This is a genomic window from Buchnera aphidicola (Aphis nerii), from assembly GCF_005083105.1.
Classification (GTDB): Bacteria; Pseudomonadota; Gammaproteobacteria; order Enterobacterales; family Enterobacteriaceae; genus Buchnera; species Buchnera aphidicola_AS.
In genome coordinates this window covers 82,167-102,862 of record NZ_CP034885.1, presented here as the reverse complement: position 1 = coordinate 102,862, position 20,696 = coordinate 82,167, and the positions used below count along the sequence as shown (strand labels likewise).

The 20,696-nt window shown below is 23.6% G+C and carries 20 protein-coding genes and 1 other RNA gene; 8 read left to right on the top strand and 13 right to left on the bottom strand.

Annotation, left to right across the window (positions count from 1 at the left end; genetic code table 11):
- Nucleotides 1-4: 4 nt before the first annotated feature.
- Both hisG and smrB read right to left on the bottom strand, forming a co-directional pair.
- Entirely contained in the window at nucleotides 5-904 is a 900-nt protein-coding gene (gene hisG / locus D9V64_RS00500) for an ATP phosphoribosyltransferase (RefSeq protein WP_158366289.1), read from the bottom strand.
- A gap of 271 nt (nucleotides 905-1,175) precedes the next feature.
- On the bottom strand, nucleotides 1,176-1,712 hold the full coding sequence (gene smrB, locus D9V64_RS00495) for an endonuclease SmrB (protein WP_158366288.1): 537 nt from the start codon (nucleotides 1,710-1,712) through the stop codon (nucleotides 1,176-1,178).
- Nucleotides 1,713-1,933: 221 nt separating this feature from the next.
- On the opposite strand from smrB, the gene aroC reads away from it, so the two are divergent.
- The 3 genes from aroC (at nucleotide 1,934) to D9V64_RS00480 (ending at nucleotide 4,430) form a co-directional block, all read left to right on the top strand.
- Nucleotides 1,934-2,998: a chorismate synthase gene (gene aroC, locus D9V64_RS00490; RefSeq protein WP_158366287.1), complete on the top strand. Its 1,065-nt coding sequence runs from the start codon at nucleotides 1,934-1,936 to the stop codon at nucleotides 2,996-2,998.
- A 303-nt stretch (nucleotides 2,999-3,301) separates the two neighbouring features.
- Nucleotides 3,302-4,177: a 4-hydroxy-tetrahydrodipicolinate synthase gene (gene dapA / locus D9V64_RS00485; protein ID WP_158366286.1), complete on the top strand. Its 876-nt coding sequence runs from the start codon at nucleotides 3,302-3,304 to the stop codon at nucleotides 4,175-4,177.
- Nucleotides 4,164-4,430, top strand: coding sequence for a hypothetical protein (locus tag D9V64_RS00480; RefSeq protein WP_187308566.1), 267 nt, complete (start codon nucleotides 4,164-4,166; stop codon nucleotides 4,428-4,430). The genes dapA and D9V64_RS00480 overlap by 14 nt, the downstream gene beginning before the upstream one ends.
- Nucleotides 4,431-4,546: 116 nt before the next feature.
- Here D9V64_RS00480 and dapE read toward each other — a convergent pair whose 3' ends face one another.
- From dapE to D9V64_RS00460, 4 genes are all read right to left on the bottom strand, one after another.
- Nucleotides 4,547-5,674: a succinyl-diaminopimelate desuccinylase gene (gene dapE / locus D9V64_RS00475; RefSeq protein WP_158366284.1), complete on the bottom strand. Its 1,128-nt coding sequence runs from the start codon at nucleotides 5,672-5,674 to the stop codon at nucleotides 4,547-4,549.
- Between the two features lie 103 nt (nucleotides 5,675-5,777).
- Entirely contained in the window at nucleotides 5,778-7,775 is a 1,998-nt protein-coding gene (tkt, locus tag D9V64_RS00470; protein ID WP_158366283.1) for a transketolase, read from the bottom strand.
- Nucleotides 7,776-7,822: 47 nt separating this feature from the next.
- Nucleotides 7,823-8,773: a transaldolase gene (gene tal, locus D9V64_RS00465; RefSeq protein ID WP_158366282.1), complete on the bottom strand. Its 951-nt coding sequence runs from the start codon at nucleotides 8,771-8,773 to the stop codon at nucleotides 7,823-7,825.
- 90 nt (nucleotides 8,774-8,863) lie between these two features.
- Nucleotides 8,864-10,081: a beta-ketoacyl synthase N-terminal-like domain-containing protein gene (locus D9V64_RS00460; RefSeq protein WP_158366281.1), complete on the bottom strand. Its 1,218-nt coding sequence runs from the start codon at nucleotides 10,079-10,081 to the stop codon at nucleotides 8,864-8,866.
- A gap of 128 nt (nucleotides 10,082-10,209) precedes the next feature.
- Here D9V64_RS00460 and rsmI point away from each other — a divergent pair, with 128 nt between their 5' ends.
- Both rsmI and rnpB read left to right on the top strand, forming a co-directional pair.
- Nucleotides 10,210-11,067, top strand: coding sequence for a 16S rRNA (cytidine(1402)-2'-O)-methyltransferase (gene rsmI / locus D9V64_RS00455; protein WP_158366280.1), 858 nt, complete (start codon nucleotides 10,210-10,212; stop codon nucleotides 11,065-11,067).
- A gap of 33 nt (nucleotides 11,068-11,100) precedes the next feature.
- Nucleotides 11,101-11,467, top strand: an RNA gene (rnpB, locus tag D9V64_RS00450) — RNase P RNA component class A.
- A 91-nt stretch (nucleotides 11,468-11,558) separates the two neighbouring features.
- Here the strand turns inward: rnpB and pmbA are convergent.
- Complete coding sequence (gene pmbA / locus D9V64_RS00445) at nucleotides 11,559-12,902, bottom strand: metalloprotease PmbA (RefSeq protein WP_158366279.1); 1,344 nt, start codon at nucleotides 12,900-12,902, stop codon at nucleotides 11,559-11,561.
- Nucleotides 12,903-13,090: 188 nt separating this feature from the next.
- Here pmbA and ppa point away from each other — a divergent pair, with 188 nt between their 5' ends.
- Nucleotides 13,091-13,630, top strand: a complete 540-nt coding sequence (gene ppa, locus D9V64_RS00440) for an inorganic diphosphatase (protein WP_158366278.1) — start codon at nucleotides 13,091-13,093, stop codon at nucleotides 13,628-13,630.
- An 18-nt stretch (nucleotides 13,631-13,648) separates the two neighbouring features.
- On the opposite strand, the gene D9V64_RS00435 is transcribed toward ppa, so the two are convergent.
- On the bottom strand, nucleotides 13,649-16,339 hold the full coding sequence (locus D9V64_RS00435) for a hypothetical protein (protein WP_158366277.1): 2,691 nt from the start codon (nucleotides 16,337-16,339) through the stop codon (nucleotides 13,649-13,651).
- Between the two features lie 240 nt (nucleotides 16,340-16,579).
- On the opposite strand from D9V64_RS00435, the gene rpmB reads away from it, so the two are divergent.
- Together rpmB and rpmG are read left to right on the top strand one after the other, a co-directional pair.
- The gene (gene rpmB, locus D9V64_RS00430) at nucleotides 16,580-16,810 is read left to right on the top strand and encodes a 50S ribosomal protein L28 (protein ID WP_158366276.1); all 231 of its coding nucleotides are present in this window, start codon (nucleotides 16,580-16,582) and stop codon (nucleotides 16,808-16,810) included.
- A gap of 1 nt (nucleotide 16,811) precedes the next feature.
- Nucleotides 16,812-16,979: a 50S ribosomal protein L33 gene (gene rpmG / locus D9V64_RS00425; RefSeq protein WP_158360400.1), complete on the top strand. Its 168-nt coding sequence runs from the start codon at nucleotides 16,812-16,814 to the stop codon at nucleotides 16,977-16,979.
- Between the two features lie 107 nt (nucleotides 16,980-17,086).
- Here rpmG and fliR read toward each other — a convergent pair whose 3' ends face one another.
- From fliR to D9V64_RS00400, 5 genes are read right to left on the bottom strand one after another with little or no spacing between them, the layout of a single operon-like run.
- A complete protein-coding gene (gene fliR, locus D9V64_RS00420) occupies nucleotides 17,087-17,863 on the bottom strand; it encodes a flagellar biosynthetic protein FliR (RefSeq protein ID WP_158366275.1) in 777 nt (258 codons plus the stop codon).
- A complete protein-coding gene (gene fliQ, locus D9V64_RS00415; protein ID WP_158366274.1) occupies nucleotides 17,863-18,132 on the bottom strand; it encodes a flagellar biosynthesis protein FliQ in 270 nt (89 codons plus the stop codon). The genes fliR and fliQ overlap by 1 nt, the downstream gene beginning before the upstream one ends.
- Nucleotides 18,133-18,150: 18 nt before the next feature.
- Complete coding sequence (gene fliP / locus D9V64_RS03270; RefSeq protein WP_158367248.1) at nucleotides 18,151-19,290, bottom strand: flagellar type III secretion system pore protein FliP; 1,140 nt, start codon at nucleotides 19,288-19,290, stop codon at nucleotides 18,151-18,153.
- 14 nt (nucleotides 19,291-19,304) lie between these two features.
- Complete coding sequence (gene fliN, locus D9V64_RS00405) at nucleotides 19,305-19,679, bottom strand: flagellar motor switch protein FliN (protein ID WP_158366273.1); 375 nt, start codon at nucleotides 19,677-19,679, stop codon at nucleotides 19,305-19,307.
- Nucleotides 19,672-20,613 carry a hypothetical protein gene (locus D9V64_RS00400; RefSeq protein WP_158366272.1) on the bottom strand — a complete coding sequence of 314 codons (942 nt, stop codon included), beginning with the start codon at nucleotides 20,611-20,613 and terminating at the stop codon, nucleotides 19,672-19,674. Before D9V64_RS00400 ends, fliN begins: the two co-directional genes overlap by 8 nt.
- Nucleotides 20,614-20,696: the final 83 nt, after the last annotated feature.

The window sequence follows — 20,696 nt, the reverse complement described above, 5'->3', positions numbered from 1 at the left end:
AAATTTATTCCATCATTTTTTCTATAGGTAAAACTAAAATTGAACTAGCTCCTAATAATTTTAGTTTTTCCATTGTTTCCCAGAATAATGTTTCACTACTCACCATATGCATGGCTACTCTGTTCTTATCTCCAGCTAAATTTAAAATGGTAGGTCTTTCTGCACCACGTAGTAGAGATATTACTTGATCGAGCTTATCAACAGGAGCATGTAACATAATATATTTTGATTCTCTTGCTTTAATTACTCCCTTAATACGAGTCATCAATTTATTAATTACTTCTTTTTTTGAAATATTAATATTTCCTGTTTTACAAATAAGGCATGCATGTGAACGAAATATAACTTTTACTTCACGTAATCCATTAGCTTCCAATGTAGCTCCTGTTGAAACTAAATCACAAATAGCATCAGCTAGTCCTGCTCTAGGTGCCACTTCTACAGAACCATTTAACATACAAGATTTAAAATTAATCTTCTTTTTATCTAAATACTTTTTTAATAGATAAGGATATGAAGTAGCTATTCTGAAATCTTTTATAGATTCTATATCAATGTATGAAGTATTAATAGGAATTGCAAGAGACAACCTACAGATACCAAAGTCGAGACGTCTTAAAGTAATATATGAACTATCTAAATTTCGTGATTTTCGATTCAATAATTCTTCTTCTAAAACATTTTCTCCTACTATACCTAAATCAACCACTTTATCCATTACCAAACCTGGAATATCATCATCACGTACTAACATGACATCAATGGGCATATTTTCAGCAAAAGCTATTAATTTCTGTTGTTTTAAATTAATTTTAATTCCACATAGCATTAATAATTTTATAGATTCACTACTTAAACGGCCAGTTTTTTGCATAGCGATACGTAAACGATTATTATTTAACATCTTAAAAATCCTGCGTTATTTTATATGTAGAATTAAATTTATAAAATACTAATTTCTATAAAACAAAAAAACCCAAAAAAATAAGGGTTTTAAAAAGAATTATTTTTATTTTATATAAATATTAATTTTTTGATAAATTTCTAAAAAGTAAAAATATTTTAAAAATTTTTAAAATATGTACTATTTAATACAGTATTTTGTTTTAAAATTAATTTTTAAATATTTTTTATTAAAATATATTTAAAAAAAATATTTTGAAATTATTTAATTCCTAACTGTAAACTTCAATAATAACTATAATAGCAGCATCGTTTCCAAAAATTTTAGGAGCTTGATGAAAAGCAACTACATCAGGATGTTGAGATAACCAAAAAGGTATTTGCTGTTTTAAAATATTTTTTCCATATCCATGAATAATATGTGCACAAAAAAGTTTTTCTTTTTGACATATAGTAATTAATTGACCTAATTTTTTTTGTGCTTGATATTGTGTTAAGCCATGTAAATCAAGAGAAATATCAGGTAAATATTTACCTTTTTTTAATCCTTGCAAAATATTATTTGAATTTTTACTACGTATATAAGAAACTGGGTTTTCTTTAAAAACATTTGTTTCATTTGGAAAACAAGAAAAATAATAACTATGAGCTTCTTGTTCAATAAGATTTTTTTTTGATATTGTATTTTGATTTATTACCTTATTTATTCTTGAATGAAATATGGTATCTTGAACTATTTCACGTGTACCATTTAAATATTGACGAAAAGAAAAATTACTATCATTAATACATGCTCGATTTTTATTCATAATTATTTATTACCAAAGCTTAAATAAATTCATATTGTTTAAAATTATTGTTTTAATAAATATTTTTTTGATTATATAATTTAGTTTTTACAAAAACAACAAATAAAAAACTTATCATTAATTTATTTAATAAAAAAATTATTTTTTTATTTTTTCTGTATAGTTTATATTATTAAATATTAACTATGTAAATATAAATCAAATAAAAAGAAGACAAAATAATGGCTGGTAATACAATTGGTAAAATTTTTTGCGTTACAACTTTCGGTGAATCACATGGAATAGCATTGGGATGTATAATAGATGGTGTGCCACCAGGATTGAAACTATCTTCTAGTGATTTACAAAATGATTTAAATAGAAGAAGACCAGGTACTTCCAGATATACGACACAAAGAAATGAATTAGATAAAGTTCAAATACTTTCTGGAGTTTTTCATGGTATAACTACAGGAACTAGTATTGGTTTAATTATTAATAATACTGATCATAGATCTCAGGATTATAAAGAAATAAAAGATTTATTCAGACCAGGGCATGCAGATTATACTTATGAAAAAAAATATGGTATTAGAGATTATCGAGGAGGAGGAAGAGCTTCGGCACGTGAAACTGCTATGCGAGTTGCAGCAGGAGCTATTGCAAAAAAATATCTTAAACATAAATATGGAATAATAATTAGAGCATATTTATCAGCAATAGGCCATATTCAATGCTCATTTGAATCATGGGAAGAAGTAAATAATAATCCCTTTTTCTGTGCTAATTCAAAAAAAGTTGAAGATATAAAAAAATTAATTAAACAATTAAAAAAATCAGGAGATTCAGTTGGTGCTGAAATAACAATTATCTCTGAAAATGTTCCTATAGGACTCGGAGAACCAGTTTTCGATAGATTAGATGCAGACTTAGCGCATGCATTAATGAGTATTAATGCTGTTAAAGGTGTAGAGATTGGAGATGGTTTTTTAGTAGTTAGTCAGAACGGAAGTCAAAATCGAGATGAAATCACTCCAGAAGGTTTTAAAAGTAACCATTGTGGTGGAATTTTAGGAGGCATTAGCAATGGTGAAAATATTATATTAAAAGCAGCATTTAAACCTACTTCAAGTATACGAATACCCGGACAAACAGTTAATATAAATAATGAAACAACAGAAATAATTGTAAAAGGTCGACATGATCCATGCGTAGGAATTAGAGCGATACCAATAACTGAAGCAATGGTTGCAATTGTAATAATGGATCATTTATTAAGATATAGAGCACAATGTGATAAAAAATAAACTAATACATAATATTTAAAATAATTTATCCATACTAAAAATACGTTTAGTGGTATAAAAAATAAAATATAAAAATGTTACAACTAAAATATATTTTTGAAAATTTTAATGTTAAATAAGTATTACTTAAATATTTAAAAATAATTTTTTAAAGTATATCATTAATAATATTATTAAATAATAAATATAAATATTGTATTAATAAATTAAATTTATTTAATTAACTATATAATATATTTGAATTGATTTTAAATTTTTCAAAAATATACCATAAAATTTTTTTTATGAAGGGAAATAAAAATAATGTTTACGGGAAGTATTGTAGCTTTGATTACACCAATGAATAAATCAGGTAAAATTTGTCGATCTAGTTTAAAAAATTTAATCAACTATCATATATTAAATAAAACAACAGCTATCGTTTCTATTGGAACAACTGGAGAGTCAGCAACTTTAAGTCAAGAAGAACATATTGAAGTTGTTATGTTAACGTTAGAAATGGCAGATAAAAAAATTCCTATTATTGCAGGAACAGGTGCAAATGCAACAACTGAAGCTATATCATTAACAAAAAGATTTGAAAATTCTGGAATTGCAGCTTGTCTTACTGTAACCCCATATTATAATAAACCTACTCAAGAGGGATTATATCAACATTTTAAAGCTATCTCAGAAAGTACAGAATTACCACAAATTTTATATAATGTTCCTAGTCGTACAGGATGTGATTTACTTCCAAAAACTATTGCTCGACTATCTAAATTAAACAATATTATCGGAATAAAAGAAGCAACTGGGAATTTATCGAGAATTAATCAAATTAAAAGCATAGTAAAAAATGATTTCTTACTAATTAGTGGCGATGATGCTACAGCATTAGATTTTATACAGTTAGGTGGTCAGGGAGTAATATCAGTTACGGCAAATATTGCTGCTAAAGAAATGACTGAAATGTGTTCATATGCACTAAGGGGTGATTTTTCCAAAGCAAGATCTATAAACAAACGTTTGTCTTTATTACACGAAGCGTTATTTATAGAACCAAACCCAATTCCAATTAAATGGCTTGCTAAAAAAATGGGTTTAATAAAAAACGACACACTTCGATTACCTATGACTCCAATTTCATATAATGGACAGATTCAACTTGAAAAAGCCTTTCAACATGCTAAATTTTAAGCAAAAAAAATTCTTTTTTCAATATAAAATAATCATTTTACACATTTTTATTATACTTATAATAACCTCTTGTAATTTAAATATTTTTCAAAAAAATCATAACTTTTTTTTTGATGAAAATGATAAAAATAATTTTAAAAAAATAATTACACCTAACGGAATAAAACTTCCTGACGAAGATTTAGAATATAAGATACCTTATACAGAAGAAGATTTAAAAAAAGAAAAAATTGATATATTTCCTCCTGTATAAATTAACGAAATTTAAAAATATAAAAATTATTATTTATATAAAAAAATATAGGTGCAGATTATCTTTGTAGATATTCTGCATCATGTGAACTTAAATAATCTATGAATTGTTATCATTTAAATAAGCAATTTTTCCATAATACTTTCATAAATTAAAGTTAATATTTGTAAATCAGATATTTTAACATATTCATTAATTTTATGAATAGTTTTATTAGTTAATCCTAATTCTATTATTTGCGCGTCAAGTTTAGAAATAAAACGTCCATCAGAAGTTCCACCATCTGTAGATAAAATAGGTTTTTCTTTAGTAAAATTTACAATAGATTTAATGACAGTTTTTGTTAATAATCCTGTTTTTGTAATAAATGGTAATCCCGATAAATGCCATTTTATAGAATAATCAATGTTATTTTTTTTAAGTATTTCTATAAATTTTAATTGTATTTCATTTTCAGATATTTCATTACTGAATCTAAAGTTAAATTGTACAAATAAAGTTCCCGGAATCATATTATTACTTCCATTTCCTGCATGAATATTCGCAATATTTATACTGGTAGGAGCAAAAAAACGATTACCAGAGTCTAATGACATTGATAATAACTTTAAAATAATAGGTAAACCTTTATGAATTGGATTATCTGCTAAATGCGGATACGCAATATGTCCTTGAACACCAAAAATCTTTAAATCAGCTGTCAAAGATCCTCTTCGTCCATTTTTTATACAATCACCAACTTTAACATAACTAGTGGGTTCTCCTATGATACAATAGTCAATTGGATCTTTCTTATCAATTAAATAATCCACTACTTTTGTAGTACCATTAATAGCAGAAGACTCCTCGTCTGAAGTTATTAAAAAAGATAATCTACCATTATAATAAGGATGTTTTTTTATAAATCTTTTTGCTGCTATTAACATAGCTGATAATGCACCTTTCATATCTGATGCACCTCTACCAAATAAAAACCCATTTTGTACTATCGGATCAAATGGATTATTATTCCAATCTTCATATTCGCCCGGGGGTACTACATCTGTATGACCTGCAAATGTTAAAGTTTTACCTACACCTCTAGTAGCCCAAAAATTTTTTGTATCATTAACATTAATCTTTTTTATTTTAAAACCTAGATTAGACAAAAAGTCTATCATAATATCTTGACATCCTAAATCCTTTGGACTAATAGATGGAATCCGAATTAATTTTTTTGCTAATTCAGTTACTGAACAAATCATATTCTTCTCTTTAAAATAATTTTTATAACTTTAAATATTTTAAAATTGTTTTTAGATGGGGCTAGCTAAATAGCCCCTGCTAACTATTTATAATAGTTAAAAATTAATGTTTTAAAAAATTTTTTGATTTATTTACTATATTTTTTACAGTAAAACCAAATTCTTCAAATAAAACATCGGCTGGAGCTGATTTTCCAAATGTTTCCATACCAATAATTAATCCATTTATTCCTACATATTTATACCAAAAATCTTTTGCACTTGCTTCTATTGCAATTCTTTTAGTAACATTAGAAGGTAATACAAATTCTTTATATGTTTTATTTTGTTGATCAAAAACATTATTAGAAGGCATTGAAACTACACGTACAGAATAACCTAAAGAAAAAATTTCTTTTGCAGCTAGCAAAGTAATTTCAACTTCTGAACCAGTGGATATAAAAATAACATCAATAGGTTGTTTAGAATCATACAATATATATGCTCCATATGAAATGGCATTCAATTGGTCGTTATTTCTATGAAGCTGAGATAAATTTTGACGAGATAAAATCAATGCGGTTGGACCTTCTTTTTTTTCAATTGCAAATTTCCATGCTATAGCAGTTTCAACTTGATCACAAGGTCTCCAAACATCTATATTCGGAGTCATTCTTAAGTTTGCTAATTGTTCTACAGGTTGATGTGTAGGACCGTCTTCACCTAGTCCAATGGAATCATGAGTGTATACAAAAATATGTTTAGTATTCATCAAAGCAGCCATTCGAACAGCATTTCGAGCATATTCAACAAACATCAAAAATGTTGAAGTATATGGAATAAAACCACCATGTTGTGAAATACCGTTAGCAATAGCAGTCATTCCAAATTCACGAACACCATAATGAATATAATTACCAGAAATATTTTCTACAATAGAACTAGAAAAAGAACAAGTAGTTAAATTACTAGGAGATAAATCTGCTGATCCACCAATTAACTCAGGTAATAATTTTACAAATTTTTCTAAAATATTTTGAGAAGCTTTCCGACTTGCAATATTTTTAGGATGTTTTTGTAATTTAATAATATAATCACTAGTTTTTTTATACCATATTGGAGGCAAATCTTTTTTCAATCGTCTTAAATATTCGTCTGCAAGTTCAGGATATTTTGATTTATATAAAGAAAATTTTTTATTCCATTCTTGTTCTAGTTTCAGCCCTTGTTTAACAAAATTCCATTTTTTATAAATTTTCTGAGGAATTTCAAAAGGTGAATATTTCCATTTTAAATATTTCCTTGTTAAATCTATTTCAGATTCTCCAAGAGGAGCTCCATGAGATTCTGATGTACCTGATTTATTTGGAGAACCAAAACCAATAATAGTATTACAAATAATGAGAGAAGGCTTATCTTTTACTAAAATTGCTTTTTGAATGCTATTCATAATAGATTTAGAATCATGACCATTAACTTTATCAATAACATGCCAATTATAAGCATTAAAACGCATTACTGTATCATCTGTAAACCAATTGGATATTTTACCATCAATTGAAATACCATTACTATCATAAAAAACAATTAATTTTCCTAATTTCAAAGTTCCAGCTAAAGAACAAACCTCATGAGAGATTCCTTCCATTAAACATCCATCTCCTACAAAAACCCAAGTATAATGATTTACTATATCGTAATTTAACCTATTGAAATAAGCGCCCAATGTCTTTTCTGCAATAGCCATTCCAACAGCATTAGCTAAACCTTGACCTAGTGGACCGGTTGTAGTTTCAACACCTGGTGTTTCTTTTATTTCTGGATGTCCTGGGGTTTTAGAATTAAATGTTCTAAACTTTTTAATTTCTTCGATTGATAAATTATATCCAGTAAGATGTAATAAACTATAAAGCAACATTGAACCATGACCATTAGATAATATAAATCGATCTCTATTATGCCAATTAGGATTTGTTGGACTATGTTTTAAAAAATTCCTCCATAATACTTCTGCAATATCTGCCATTCCCATAGGCATGCCGGGATGACCTGATTTAGCATTTTGAACTGCATCTATACTTAACATACGAACTGCATTTGATAATTCTTTTTCTGAACACATAAATTTTCCTGAATATTTTATTTTAAAGATTATACTTTACTAAATATTTATATTAATTTTGAAATAATTTGTTCTAAAAGCAGTTGGTCTTTTCCAAAATTTCGTATACCTTCCGATAATTTTTGAACAGCCATTTCGTCTTGATTATGCTCCCATCTAAATTCATCTTCAGTAAGAGGACGAGGTGGTTCTAAAAAAATAGTAGGTGGGATTAATTTTCTATTAAAAACTGTATTATTTAATTCAAGTTCTTTTAATAATACAGGCGAAATAGTTAATCGATCACATCCGGAAAGTAACAAAATTTGTTGAATATTTCTAAAACTAGCACCCATAATAATAGTTTTATAATTATGTTTTTTGTAAAAATTGTATATTTTACAGACAGAAGTAACACCTGGATCTTCATTATAAGAAAAAGTTGATATTAAATTTTTAGATACATACCAATCATAAATACGACCAACGAAGGGGGATATTAAAAAAACATTTGATTCTGCGCAAGCACGTGCTTGAGCAAAAGAAAATAAAAGAGTTAAATTACAAAAAATATTATCTTTTTTTAATTCTTCTGCTGCTTTAATACATTCCCATGTAGCTGCTAATTTAATTAAGACTCTTTTTCTTGAAATACCTTGCTCTTCATACATTTGAATTATTTTTTTTGCTTTTAAAATACATTCTTCTGTATTAAAAGATAAACGTGCATCTACTTCACTCGAAATATAACCTGGTATATATTTTAAAATTTCTATACCAAGATCCACTAAAATTTTATCACTTGCATTTGTTAATTGATTTTTTTTAGATCCACCATTTTTTTTAGCATATTCTACTGCTTTATTGAGAAACTTTCTATTTTCTTTTAGCTCTACTGCTTTCAATATTAAAGATGGATTTGTAGTTGCATCTTGAGGTTTATATTTACAAATAGAATTTATTTCACTTGTATCTGCGACAATTATTGTAAATTTTTTTAGTAATTCCAACTGATTCATATATAATCCTTATTAATAAAATTAATAAAATATATTTTCATAAATAATACATACATTTCATATATAATTTAAATAATATTTTTTTAAAAATTAGTATTTTTTCAATATTAATGAAACGTTAGTTCCTCCGAACCCAAAGCTATTAGACATTGCAGTTGTAATTTTTTTAGAAATAGTTTTTTGAATAATGTTCATATTTTGTGCATAAGGTTCTAACATTTCAATATTAATTGAAGGAGCTATAAAATTATATTGTAGCATTAATAAAGTATAAATAATTTCGTGTACTCCGGATGCGCCTAAAGAATGCCCTGTTATAGATTTTGTTGCTGAAATCATTGGTTTTTTTTGACTTATAAAAGATTTTGAAATGGCTTTTAATTCAACTAAATCACCAATTTTAGTTGATGTTCCATGAACATTTAAATAATCAATAGACAATTTTTGTTTACCTTTTGCTAAATTCATACATCTTAAAGCACCTACTCCAGAAGGTATTACTATATTATCACCATCAGACGTCGCAGCATATCCAATAATTTCAGCGTAAATACGAGCAGAACGAGCAACTGCAGACTGTAAACTTTCAATTACTACAACACCTCCACCACCTGATATTATAAATCCATCTCGGTTTAAATCATATACACGAGATGCTTTAGTAGGAGTTTGATTAAAATTTGAAGAAAGAGCTTTCATTGCATCAAATTCTGCGGCTAACTCACAACTTACTTCTTCACTTCCACCGGCAAAAATTAAATCTTGTTTGCCTAATTTAATTAATTCAAAAGCATTTCCAATACAATGACTAGAAGTTGCACAAGCAGAATTAATAGAATAATTAACTCCATAAATTTTAAATATAGTTGATAAATTTGCAGCAATACTAGATGTCATAGATTTAATAGCAGTATACGGACTTAAAGAACGGAAACTAAAATGATTATTTATAATTTTTATATTTTTAAAGTAATCCTTACGTGAACCTGCTCCAGAACCAATAATTAATCCAACACGAGAATTTTTTTGATAATATTTATCTTCTAAATTAGCGTCTTTAATCGCTTGTTGCATTGATAGTAAAGCATAAATAGCACCATCAGTCATAAAACGAGATATTTTTTTACTTATTAAATTTTTATATTTTAATTTAATATTTCCCCATACTTGACTACGCATACCTAATTCTTTCATTTCTTCTGAGAATGTAATTCCAGAATAACCATTGTATAAAGAAGTTAAAACTTCTTTTTTATTATTTCCAATACTAGAAATTATACCAAATCCTGTAATCACTACTCTTTGCATTTATATTCCTTATAAATAATAAATTTTTATTAAATGAGATATAAAAAAAAAATAAATTTGATATGATTCATATAACAGATAATTAATTTTTAAATTAGAATAAATATAAAATATATTTGGATAAAAAAGTGAATTTATTTAATAATACTGGAATTCTTTATATCGTACCCACACCTATTGGTAATTTATCAGATATTACTTATCGTGCATTAAAAACATTACAAGAAGTCGATATAATAGCTTGCGAAAATATTCAACATACTAATATTTTACTAAAACATTTCAATATTAAAAATATTTTAATATCTTTTAATAAAAATAATGAAATTGAACAAAGTAGTTATTTAATTAAAAAATTAAAAAAAGGAAAAACAATTGCGTTAGTATCTAATGCTGGGACACCAGTAATTAATGATCCAGGTTATTTATTAATAAAACAATGTCATATATTTAATATTAAAATAGTTCCACTTCCTGGGCCATGTGCGGCTATCACTGCACTAAGTGCTTCTGGTATATCTTCAGATCGTTTTTGTTATGAAGGATTTTTACCTTCTAAAAAAAAAACAAGATGTGATTTATTATATTCTTTAAGAAAAGAAAAACGAACAATGATTTTTTATGAATCAAAGTATAGAATAATTGATACTATAACCGATATAATAAATGAAATTGGAAAAAATAGACATATCGTCATTGCTAGAGAAATAACAAAAAAATGGGAAATGATTTATTCTAATAAAGCAGAAATCATACTTTCTTGGATAAAAGAAGATCAAAACCGTTATAATAAAGGAGAAAATGTTGTTATTATAGATGGTTATCAAGAACCTAAAAAAGTAAATATTTCAGAAAATATAAAAAATACTTTTTCAATATTAAGAAGTGTTTTATCATTAAAACAATCAGTACTTCTTACTTCTAAAATTCATAAAATGAATAAAAATAATTTATATAAATATGCAATAAAAAAAGAAGAAAAATGACATTTTTATTAAAATAACGTATAATATTTTTAAGAAGTTGATTAAAACAGTCGCTGTTTAGTTATTTACTAAAGAGAGGAAAGTCCGGGCTCCTGAGAGCAAGGTGCCAGGTAACACCTGGAAAGTGTAAACTTATGACTAGTGCAACAGAAAAAAAACCGCCATGTTTAAATGAAAGTTTTTAACATGGTAAGGGTGAAAAGGTGTGGTAAGAGCACACCGCATAATTGGCAACAACTATGGCATGGTAAACTCCACCTGGAGCAAAGTCAAATATAGGTTATTAGGTATTGCTCGTACTAAAAAAAAACCTGGGTAGACTGCTTGAATTAGTAAGAAATTACTAATCTAGATGAATGACTGTTTAAAACAGAACCCGGCTTATCAGTCAACTTCTTATAAATATAATCATTAAAAACACAATGGATACTTTTAAAAGGTAATAAATTTATTACCTTTTTATTTATTTTTTCTATTAAAATTATAAAAAATTAGTTTCCTGAAATTTGCATCTCTGATATTAAAATAGAACCACATTGGATATTGTTTCGCATATCAATATCGTTACTAATAGTAAGAATATCATTCCACATATTTCTTAAATTACCAGATATAGTAATTTCGTTTACTGGATATTGTATTATTCCATTTTCAATCCAAAATCCTATTGCACCTTGTGAATAATTTCCACTAATGATATCTACTCCTTGTCCCATTAACTCAGTAACTAATAAACCAGTATTCATATTTTTTAATAATTCTTTAAAAGATATATTTTTATTAGATACAATCCAATTATGAATACCTCCAGAATTTCCAGTACTGATTAAACCTAATCTACGAGCATTATAATTATTAAGTAACCATGTTTTTAATATTCCATTTTCAACGATATACTTTACAGTAGTTTTTACACCTTCATTATCAAATGGTTTACTACCTAAACCTTGTTTTATATGTGGATTTTCTAAAATATTTAACCAATTTGGAAAAATTTTTCTTTTCAAATCATTAAGTAAAAAAGTAGATTTACGATAAACATTATCTCCACTAATAGCAGAAACAAGATAGGAGAAAAAAGTACTAGATATTTCTTTTGAAAATACAACTGCAGATTTCATCGTATTAATTTTTTTAGAACATAATCGAGAAATAGCACGTTTTGCAGTTTTTTTACCTAATATATCAGGTTTTTCTAAATCTTCTATTTTTCTAGATGTAGAATAATCAAAATCTCTTTGCATTGAATTTTTTTCTTTTGCAATCATACAACTATAAGCTGAATAAAGAGTAGATTTATATTTCTCCAACATTCCCAAACTATTACCGAAAACGTTCATAGTAACATGATTACTAAAAAAACTTCCTTCACTATTTATAATTCTTTTATCGAATTTAAATGCTTCTTTTTCTACTATAGAAGCAAAATTAATTCCATTTTTTATATTTAACTCCGAAGGGTAAAATAAATCAAGTTCATCAGCATGAAAGCATAATAATTCTATATTTGGTAATCCTGAAAAAAAGTCAGAAGAAGAATGTTTTGAAATATCAATAGCTATTTTAAGCATTTTTTCAATACCATTTATACTAAAATCTCTTGATGATACACTGCCTTTGGAAAATTTATTATACACAGTAATAAACAATGCTCCATCACTATTAAATTCTATGTTTTCTACAATATTATTTCTAATATTAATATTAATTCCTATCGTTTTTTTAACGAAAACTTCAACAGAACAATTAGCTATTTTTTTAGCTAATTGTAGAGTATTATTGACTGTATTTATTAATAAATTTTCTTCAGTATTAATTTGGTTAATTAATTTCATTTGTAACTCCTTAATAACATATATAATATATAAGTAAGATATATTAATATTATTATACAGACAACTATATAAAAAATAACTCTTGTTAAAATAAGTTGCTCATTTAAAAAATAATATTTATTGTATTTTAAAAAATATAATAATGAAATATTAGTAATGTATTTTTAAATAATATAAGGTAAATATCAATGAATTATAATAAAATCATTGCAGGTGATAATATACCAAATGATATATATGTTATCATTGAAATACCATATAATTCATCTCCTGTGAAATATGAAATAGAAAAAGAATCAGGTTTACTTTTTGTAGATCGTTTTATATCTACACCAATGTTTTATCCCTGTAACTATGGATATATTAATCAAACATTATCCATGGATGGAGATCCTTTAGATGTTTTAGTACCATCTCCATATCCTGTACAGTCTAACTCTGTTATTCATTGTAAACCTGTTGGGATGCTTAGAATGCAAGATGAATCAGGAGATGATGCTAAAATTATAGCTGTACCAAAAACTAAAGTTTGTGAAGAATATAAGTATATAAATAATATTACAGATATATCCCAATTATTAAAAAAACAAATAGAACATTTTTTTAAACATTACAAAAAACTAGAAAAAGAAAAATGGACAAAAATTATAGGATGGGAAAATCAAACAGCTGCAAAATTAGAAATTACTTCTTCATGTCATCGCTTTAAAAATAAAAATAAAATATAAAAAATCATTTTTTATTTTTTAAAAAATAAAATTTTTTTCATTAATTTTAAAATAAAATAAACATGATTTTAAATACCCAATTAAATCATATCTTAATAAAAAATAATGTAAATTTATTTGAGAAGAAAGTTTTAATTTTATTTTTGGAAGCATAAAAAAAAGAATTTGATTACTATTAAACAAACAATTCCATTCTATAGAATTTGTAAAATTATTTTTTGTAGATGAATTTAATTGTAAAAATATATCTCCTTTACTTATAAAAATTGATTGATTAATTTTTATATATTTAATAGGATTCAAAGAAGGATAAAAAAACGAAATAATATATTTTAATATTTTATCGCTTTTGAAACAGAAATCTTTTAAATGAATATCAGCCAATATATTAGGCTGATATAAAGTATTTAAAAATTTTATATAACCAGTACATGTTCCTTTTACTTTTATAGAGTTTGAAATAAAAAAATTTAAAATAAAACATGGACAATTAAATAGAAAATATTTACCTCGTATATTTTTTTTATTAAAAATATCATAAATGTTGAAAAATCCAAATAATCTACTATTTTGATTTTTTAATGGATATATAATCAATTTAGTTAGAAGACAATCTTTCTTAAAATTAATATATAATTTTAAAGAATCTATATTTTTAATAAAATTTTTATGTTTTATTCTTTTTTTAAATTGGATATTATTACTGCATAAAAATACTTTTATATTAGAGTATTTTTCATTAATTTTTGATATAAAATTTACTTTAAAAAACAAATTAGCTTTAAAATTGACAGATGAATTAAAAATAGATGAAAATAAAATTTTTTTAGATTTCTTTATAATATCAAAAACAGAATTTATATCTTTAATTTTCTTTTTTTGATTTATTTTTGTATTTTTATTAAAAGAATAAATAATTGGATTTTTACCCATAATCAATGTTTTATTAAAAGTCAAAATATTTATTTTCTCAAAACAACCTTTCCAAGCTCCTATTTGATAATCAAATCTACCGTTTACAATAAAATCTATAGTTAAATCTTTATTTTTTAAAAAAAAATATAATTTTTGATTTCTCTCGTTCCAATTCAAATTTAAATTTAAAAAATCCATATAAAATTTAAAAAATTTAATTTTTTTGATAGTAAGAAAAATATTTTTTGTAAATTTTTTTTCAGAATTTATATCAATAATCATTTTCATGCTATTTAAATATATTATATTATTCCAATTTAGTTTTTCTCCTAAAATAAAACCAGAAGTAATAGGTGATAGATAAAAACCATAAATATTTAATGTAGATGTAATTGCACCTTTTAAATTAGGTATAAAATAATTTAAATTATTAATATTAATAGATGAATTTATATTAATATTTTTTGATATTGAACCGGATATAAATCCAACATTTTTACCTGAAAAAAACATTATTTTAGGTATTTTTAAATTATTTATTTCATTATAATATAATGAACCTAATATTAAAAATTTTTTATTTATTATATTAGCCGTTATATTAAAATCAGGAACATTGATATTATTTATTCCTTTATTAAAATTATTTAATATATTAATATTGCCTTTTAATTGAGAAATACACTGGTTATCATTATTTTTTTTTAAACTAATTAATTGATTATTTTTAATTTTTTTAAATAATGGAATACAATGAATTTTACTTAAATAAATATTTTTCAAACTACCACCACCAAAAATATTCAAAATAACTGAAGGCATACCAGATATATTAACAATGTTTTTTAATGATAAGTTATACTGATTCACTGTTCCCTTTAAAATCAAACTAAAACTCTTTGAAACAAATTTTAAATTTTTATTTATTGGAAATGAAAAACGATGCATATATAAGTTAATATATAAAGGATGATTTAAATTATTTAATAATATTTTTCCATATAAACTAAATTTACAAAAATTATTAAATTTTAATTTAAATATAAATGCTTTATTAAAAGTACCCATAAATAAAATATTTTTAAATGAATGATCAAAAAATTGAATTTTTTTACATTTTAAAAATAATAAATTTATCTTTATTGGACATAAAATTTTTTTATGATTTAAAACAACGGATAAAAAATGACTTACTTTGTTCTTTACACTAAATTGTTTTTTTCTTAATGAATGTTCTTGGTTATTTTTATTTGAATTTAAAGAAACAAAATTAATGTAAGTATTAAATATAGTCAAATTATTATTAGTTAATTTTACACCACTATGAACATTTGATAAAAATACATTAACATGATTTGATTTTATTAAAATTTTATTAAAATAAATTTTTTTTAAAATGATGTTTTTGAAAAATATATTTTTTTTTAATATCTTTTTTGTGAAAGTTTTTTTTCCTAAATGAAATAAATTTTTTTCGTTAAAAAAGCAAATTAAATTTTTTATTTCAATTCTTTTAAAAATTTTATTTATTTTAAATAAAGATATTGGATCTATTAATATATGAATATTATCAGCTTTAATAGATAATCCAGAAAAATTATAAGTAATTTTTTTTAATGTAAAATCACGCCAATTGCCTGATATTTTTTTGGTTTTCAATCCCCATAAAAAATAGTTAGTAACATTAAAAAACAATTTAAATCCAAAATTACTTTCTAAAAGTAATACTATCAAAAATAATAGGATAGAAAACAAAATCAAAGATTTAGAGAAATATCTCTGATATATATTCATATAAGTGATCCTGATTAAATATGAATTAGCACTTGCAAATATGAATTTGTATATTATATTAATTTAAATAAAAAAAATTTTTATATTTTAAAAATAAAGTATTTTTAAATTTATTTATGTTCTTTATCATAAAAAATTTAAAAAACATAGAATTATTTTATATAATACAGACTATTTTAGTAACTTATTTAGTTATATGTAATGAAATAATAAAAAATTAAATTTTAGGGAAAAATTTATATGTCTCGTATATGTCAAGTAACAGGAAAAAAGCGAATGGTTGGTAATAATAGATCACATGCTTTAAATGCTACAAAAAGAAAATTTTTACCAAATATTCAAAATCATCGTTTTTGGATTCCAGAAGAAAAAAGATTTATTAAATTACGCATATCTGCTAATGGAATGCGCTGTATTGATAAAAATGGAATAGAGTCAATTATACAAAAAATAAATAATAAAGGTAATTAATATGGCTAAAAAAAATAGAGAAAAAATAAAAATGATTTCATCTTCAGGTACAGGCCATTATTACACTACTACTAAAAATAAAAGAAATACACCTGATAAATTAGTACTAAAAAAATATGATCCAACTATTCGGAAACATGTATTATATAATGAAGGAAAAATTAAATAATAAAAAAATTTTTCAATGATATTTTTTAAAAATAAAGTATAATTTATACTAAATTATACTTTATAAATAGTTTAGTATACTTTAACATGTTCATTTATAAACTATTATCATACTTTTAAAAAAGTAGAAGATAAGAATAAAACTAACTGATTTAATAATTTATTAAAAATAGGAAATGAAATAGATACTAAATAATATAATATTACTAATCCTATTAATAAATTCAACGGAAATCCAATAGAAAAAATAGATATTTGAGGAGATAGTCGATTTAAAATACTCATTATTAAATTAGATAATAACAAAAAAATCATAATTGGTATAATAAACATTATACTATTTAAAAAAATACTACTTGAAAATGTTAATAAAGTAAAAAAAACATTTCTATTAAAAAAAACAATATCAATAGGTATACTATAAAAACTATCAATTAATATTGATATTAAATAGAGATGAATATCAAGCGATATAAAGAAAGATAGCATTAAAATATTTAATAAACGCGATATTATAGAAATACCAATATTATTATTTGCATTAAAAAATGTTGCAAATGATAAACCCATTTGCAATCCTATTAATTCACCTGAAAAGTTAATTGTAGCAAACAAAAATTGACAAGTAAAACCTAAAGAAATACCAATTAAAATTTGCTTCAATAAAAGCAATAAACCAATGAAAGAAAACAACTCTATGTTTATATTAGGTAAAAATGGAAAAATTATCCAACTAATTAATATAGATAGAAATATTTTAGTTTTTATATTTATATGTTGATCATTAAAAATTGGAGCAGTTGAAAAGAACGCTAAAATACGGACTAAAGGCCAAAAAAAATTGCTTATAATCGTTAATAGTTGTAAATTATTAAATGTTAACATTATTTTATAATTACTGGTATATTATTAAATAAATTATGCATATAATCCAACATAACACCCAACATCCACGGACCAAGTATAACAATTGTAACTAAAATTGAAATTATTTTAGGAATAAATGAAAGAGTTTGTTCGTTTACTTGCGTAGCAGCTTGTAATATACTAACAATCAAGCCACTTATTAAAGCAGATAATAACAATGGCGAAGCAATCATTAATGCAACTTTAATAGCTTGACTAAATAAAATCATTATATATTCAGGAGTCATAAAAAATTCCATTAAAAATTACATATTAAAACTTTGCGATAGAGAAGTTACTAACAATTGCCAACCATCTACTAATACAAACAACATTAATTTAAAAGGTAATGAAATTGTTGAAGGTGGTACCATCATCATACCAAGAGACATTAAAACACTCGCAATAATTAAATCAATAATTAAAAAAGGTATAAAAATAGTAAAACCAATTTGAAAAGCTGTTTTTAATTCACTTGTAATAAAAGAAGGCAACAAAATACGCATAGGTATATCTTGTTTATCTTTATAAGATGAAATATGCGCTATTTTTGAGAATAACTCTAAATCAGATATTCTTGTCTGATTTAACATAAATTTTTTTAATGGAATTGCACCTTTTGAAATAGCTTCATCCATATTAATTTGTTCCTTACTAAATGGAAGATATGCTTCTTCATAAACTTTTTCAAACGTTGGAGACATTATAAAAAAAGTTAAAAAAAGTGCCAAACCTAATAATATTTGATTAGGTGGTGCATATGGAGTTCCTAAAGCATTTCTGAGCAATCCAAAAACAATTATAATACGGGTAAAACTTGTCATCATTAAAAGAAAAGCTGGAAGAAAAGTAAGTCCAGTTAAAAAAACTAAAGTTTGTACAGGTAGCGACCAAATTTGAGTACCATTACTTAAATTATGAATTGTTGGTCCTGGTATATCAGCATAAACCAAAGGACAAAATAATAGTAAAAATATAAATGGAAAAGTTTGATAAAACGTGAATTTTTTCAAAAAATTTTTAGTCAAATTCCTGAAAAAATTACAAAAATTTTTTTTTGGCAACATAATTTTTTCTTCTTTACTAGGCAACTCGTCTTTTAATTGAGATGTTAATGTATATAGATGAGTAATATTAGTTTTTGTAACACCTAATATTAATTTTACCTCTTTTATATCTATTAAAACGATAGATTCGTTTGATCCTATTGATATTTTTTCTATAATATTTATATAAGAATTATTTTTATTTTTTCTTATTAATGTGAATTTTTTTAAAATCCAACTTAAAATTAATATTAATAATATTATTTGTACTAATGAGCTAGCTATTTGAAGAAAATTTGTTCCATTAAATACTGATTGAGAATTATTCAAAGCCAAATGTGATTCAATATTATTTTTCATAAAATTCAAAGTTATCAATTCATAGTATTTAAAGAATTTTTTATACTAATAATTCTTACGCCATATGTATTTTCTGACATAATAATTTCACCTAATGCAACTAATTTACCATTTGCAAAGATTTTTAGAGGATCTTCTTTGTGTTTATTTAAAAAAAATGTACTTCCTTTAGAAAAATTTAATAATTCTTTTATTTTTATTTTTGATTTACCTAATTCGATAGTTATATTTACTGGTATATCAAATATTATTTTTTCATTATTTAATACTTTATCAGAATTAAAATCAGACATTTTTTCTTTAAAAGTATTATCATCATTAGTGTCTATATTGTTTTCAATAGAATCATTGACTTTTTCAGAACTATATTTTTTTTTTAATTTATTCATTAAAAAAATCCTTATGTTTGTTTAAATCTAAATCTTTATGTATAAATTTTTCTAAAAAAACAATAGATTTTTTATTAAAATTTTTGTAATGACCTAAAAATATAGGTCTTTTATCTATATAACCAATGACCTTATCAGGTTTATGAATGGTTAAAATATCTCCTATAGCTAAACTTTTATAATTTACTTCCTTTAACATTATCAATTTCATAATAATATTTAATTCAATATCATATAAATTATTAATAGAAATATTTTTTTTAGTATCTACATTGTTTATAAAAGATTTTTTATTCATTTCTAAAGATATTAATTCGTTTAAATTTTTTTTAATTATTGAAATAGGAAATAAAATACTTAAAAAAATATTTACATTATTTAAACTTAAATTAAAACAATTAGTTATAAAATTTTCTTTTAAAAAATCTTTTTTTTGAATATCAATAATTTTTATATTGATAGTTTTTGTATCAATAAAAAAAACTTTTTGAAAAGACTTACAATAAGCACTAAAAATTATTTTTAAAACTTTTTGAGAAATAACTTCTTCAGTATACGTAATATTTCTTTCTTTACTAATTTTTTTTATATATGTTCCTTTTCCTCCAAATAATAAATCTATAAAAACAGGTAAAAAATTGTCTGAAAAAAATATAAAACACTGATTTTTTGAATCTAATATTTTTATTTCATTGGAAAACAAATATTTTATATATTTATCATTATCTGTATAAGAATTTAATTTAATAGTAAAAAAATTCAATTTTATATTACTTTTAATAAAGTCTGCAAAATATTTAATTGTCTTATCTATGAATTTTTTATTAATTTTTTCTAATATTTTAATTTCACTAGAACTTAAAATATTATATATCTCTTCTTTTTTATTACTAGAATTTTGACTTATAATATTTACACGATTACTTTCGCCCATTTATTATATACCTTATAGGTAAAAGTGATTAAAGATTATTTTAAAACTTATTATTCTAGTTTTAAAAAGAATCAGCATTTTAA

Coding starts and splice junctions, on each gene's coding strand:
- hisG (WP_158366289.1), bottom strand. CDS start 904: ATGTTAAATAATAATCGTTTACGTATCGCTATGCAAAAAACTGGCCGT.
- smrB (WP_158366288.1), bottom strand. CDS start 1,712: ATGAATAAAAATCGAGCATGTATTAATGATAGTAATTTTTCTTTTCGT.
- aroC (WP_158366287.1), top strand. CDS start 1,934: ATGGCTGGTAATACAATTGGTAAAATTTTTTGCGTTACAACTTTCGGT.
- dapA (WP_158366286.1), top strand. CDS start 3,302: ATGTTTACGGGAAGTATTGTAGCTTTGATTACACCAATGAATAAATCA.
- D9V64_RS00480 (WP_187308566.1), top strand. CDS start 4,164: ATGCTAAATTTTAAGCAAAAAAAATTCTTTTTTCAATATAAAATAATC.
- dapE (WP_158366284.1), bottom strand. CDS start 5,674: ATGATTTGTTCAGTAACTGAATTAGCAAAAAAATTAATTCGGATTCCA.
- tkt (WP_158366283.1), bottom strand. CDS start 7,775: ATGTGTTCAGAAAAAGAATTATCAAATGCAGTTCGTATGTTAAGTATA.
- tal (WP_158366282.1), bottom strand. CDS start 8,773: ATGAATCAGTTGGAATTACTAAAAAAATTTACAATAATTGTCGCAGAT.
- D9V64_RS00460 (WP_158366281.1), bottom strand. CDS start 10,081: ATGCAAAGAGTAGTGATTACAGGATTTGGTATAATTTCTAGTATTGGA.
- pmbA (WP_158366279.1), bottom strand. CDS start 12,902: ATGAAATTAATTAACCAAATTAATACTGAAGAAAATTTATTAATAAAT.
- ppa (WP_158366278.1), top strand. CDS start 13,091: ATGAATTATAATAAAATCATTGCAGGTGATAATATACCAAATGATATA.
- D9V64_RS00435 (WP_158366277.1), bottom strand. CDS start 16,339: ATGAATATATATCAGAGATATTTCTCTAAATCTTTGATTTTGTTTTCT.
- rpmB (WP_158366276.1), top strand. CDS start 16,580: ATGTCTCGTATATGTCAAGTAACAGGAAAAAAGCGAATGGTTGGTAAT.
- rpmG (WP_158360400.1), top strand. CDS start 16,812: ATGGCTAAAAAAAATAGAGAAAAAATAAAAATGATTTCATCTTCAGGT.
- fliR (WP_158366275.1), bottom strand. CDS start 17,863: ATGTTAACATTTAATAATTTACAACTATTAACGATTATAAGCAATTTT.
- fliQ (WP_158366274.1), bottom strand. CDS start 18,132: ATGACTCCTGAATATATAATGATTTTATTTAGTCAAGCTATTAAAGTT.
- fliP (WP_158367248.1), bottom strand. CDS start 19,290: ATGAAAAATAATATTGAATCACATTTGGCTTTGAATAATTCTCAATCA.
- fliN (WP_158366273.1), bottom strand. CDS start 19,679: ATGAATAAATTAAAAAAAAAATATAGTTCTGAAAAAGTCAATGATTCT.
- D9V64_RS00400 (WP_158366272.1), bottom strand. CDS start 20,613: ATGGGCGAAAGTAATCGTGTAAATATTATAAGTCAAAATTCTAGTAAT.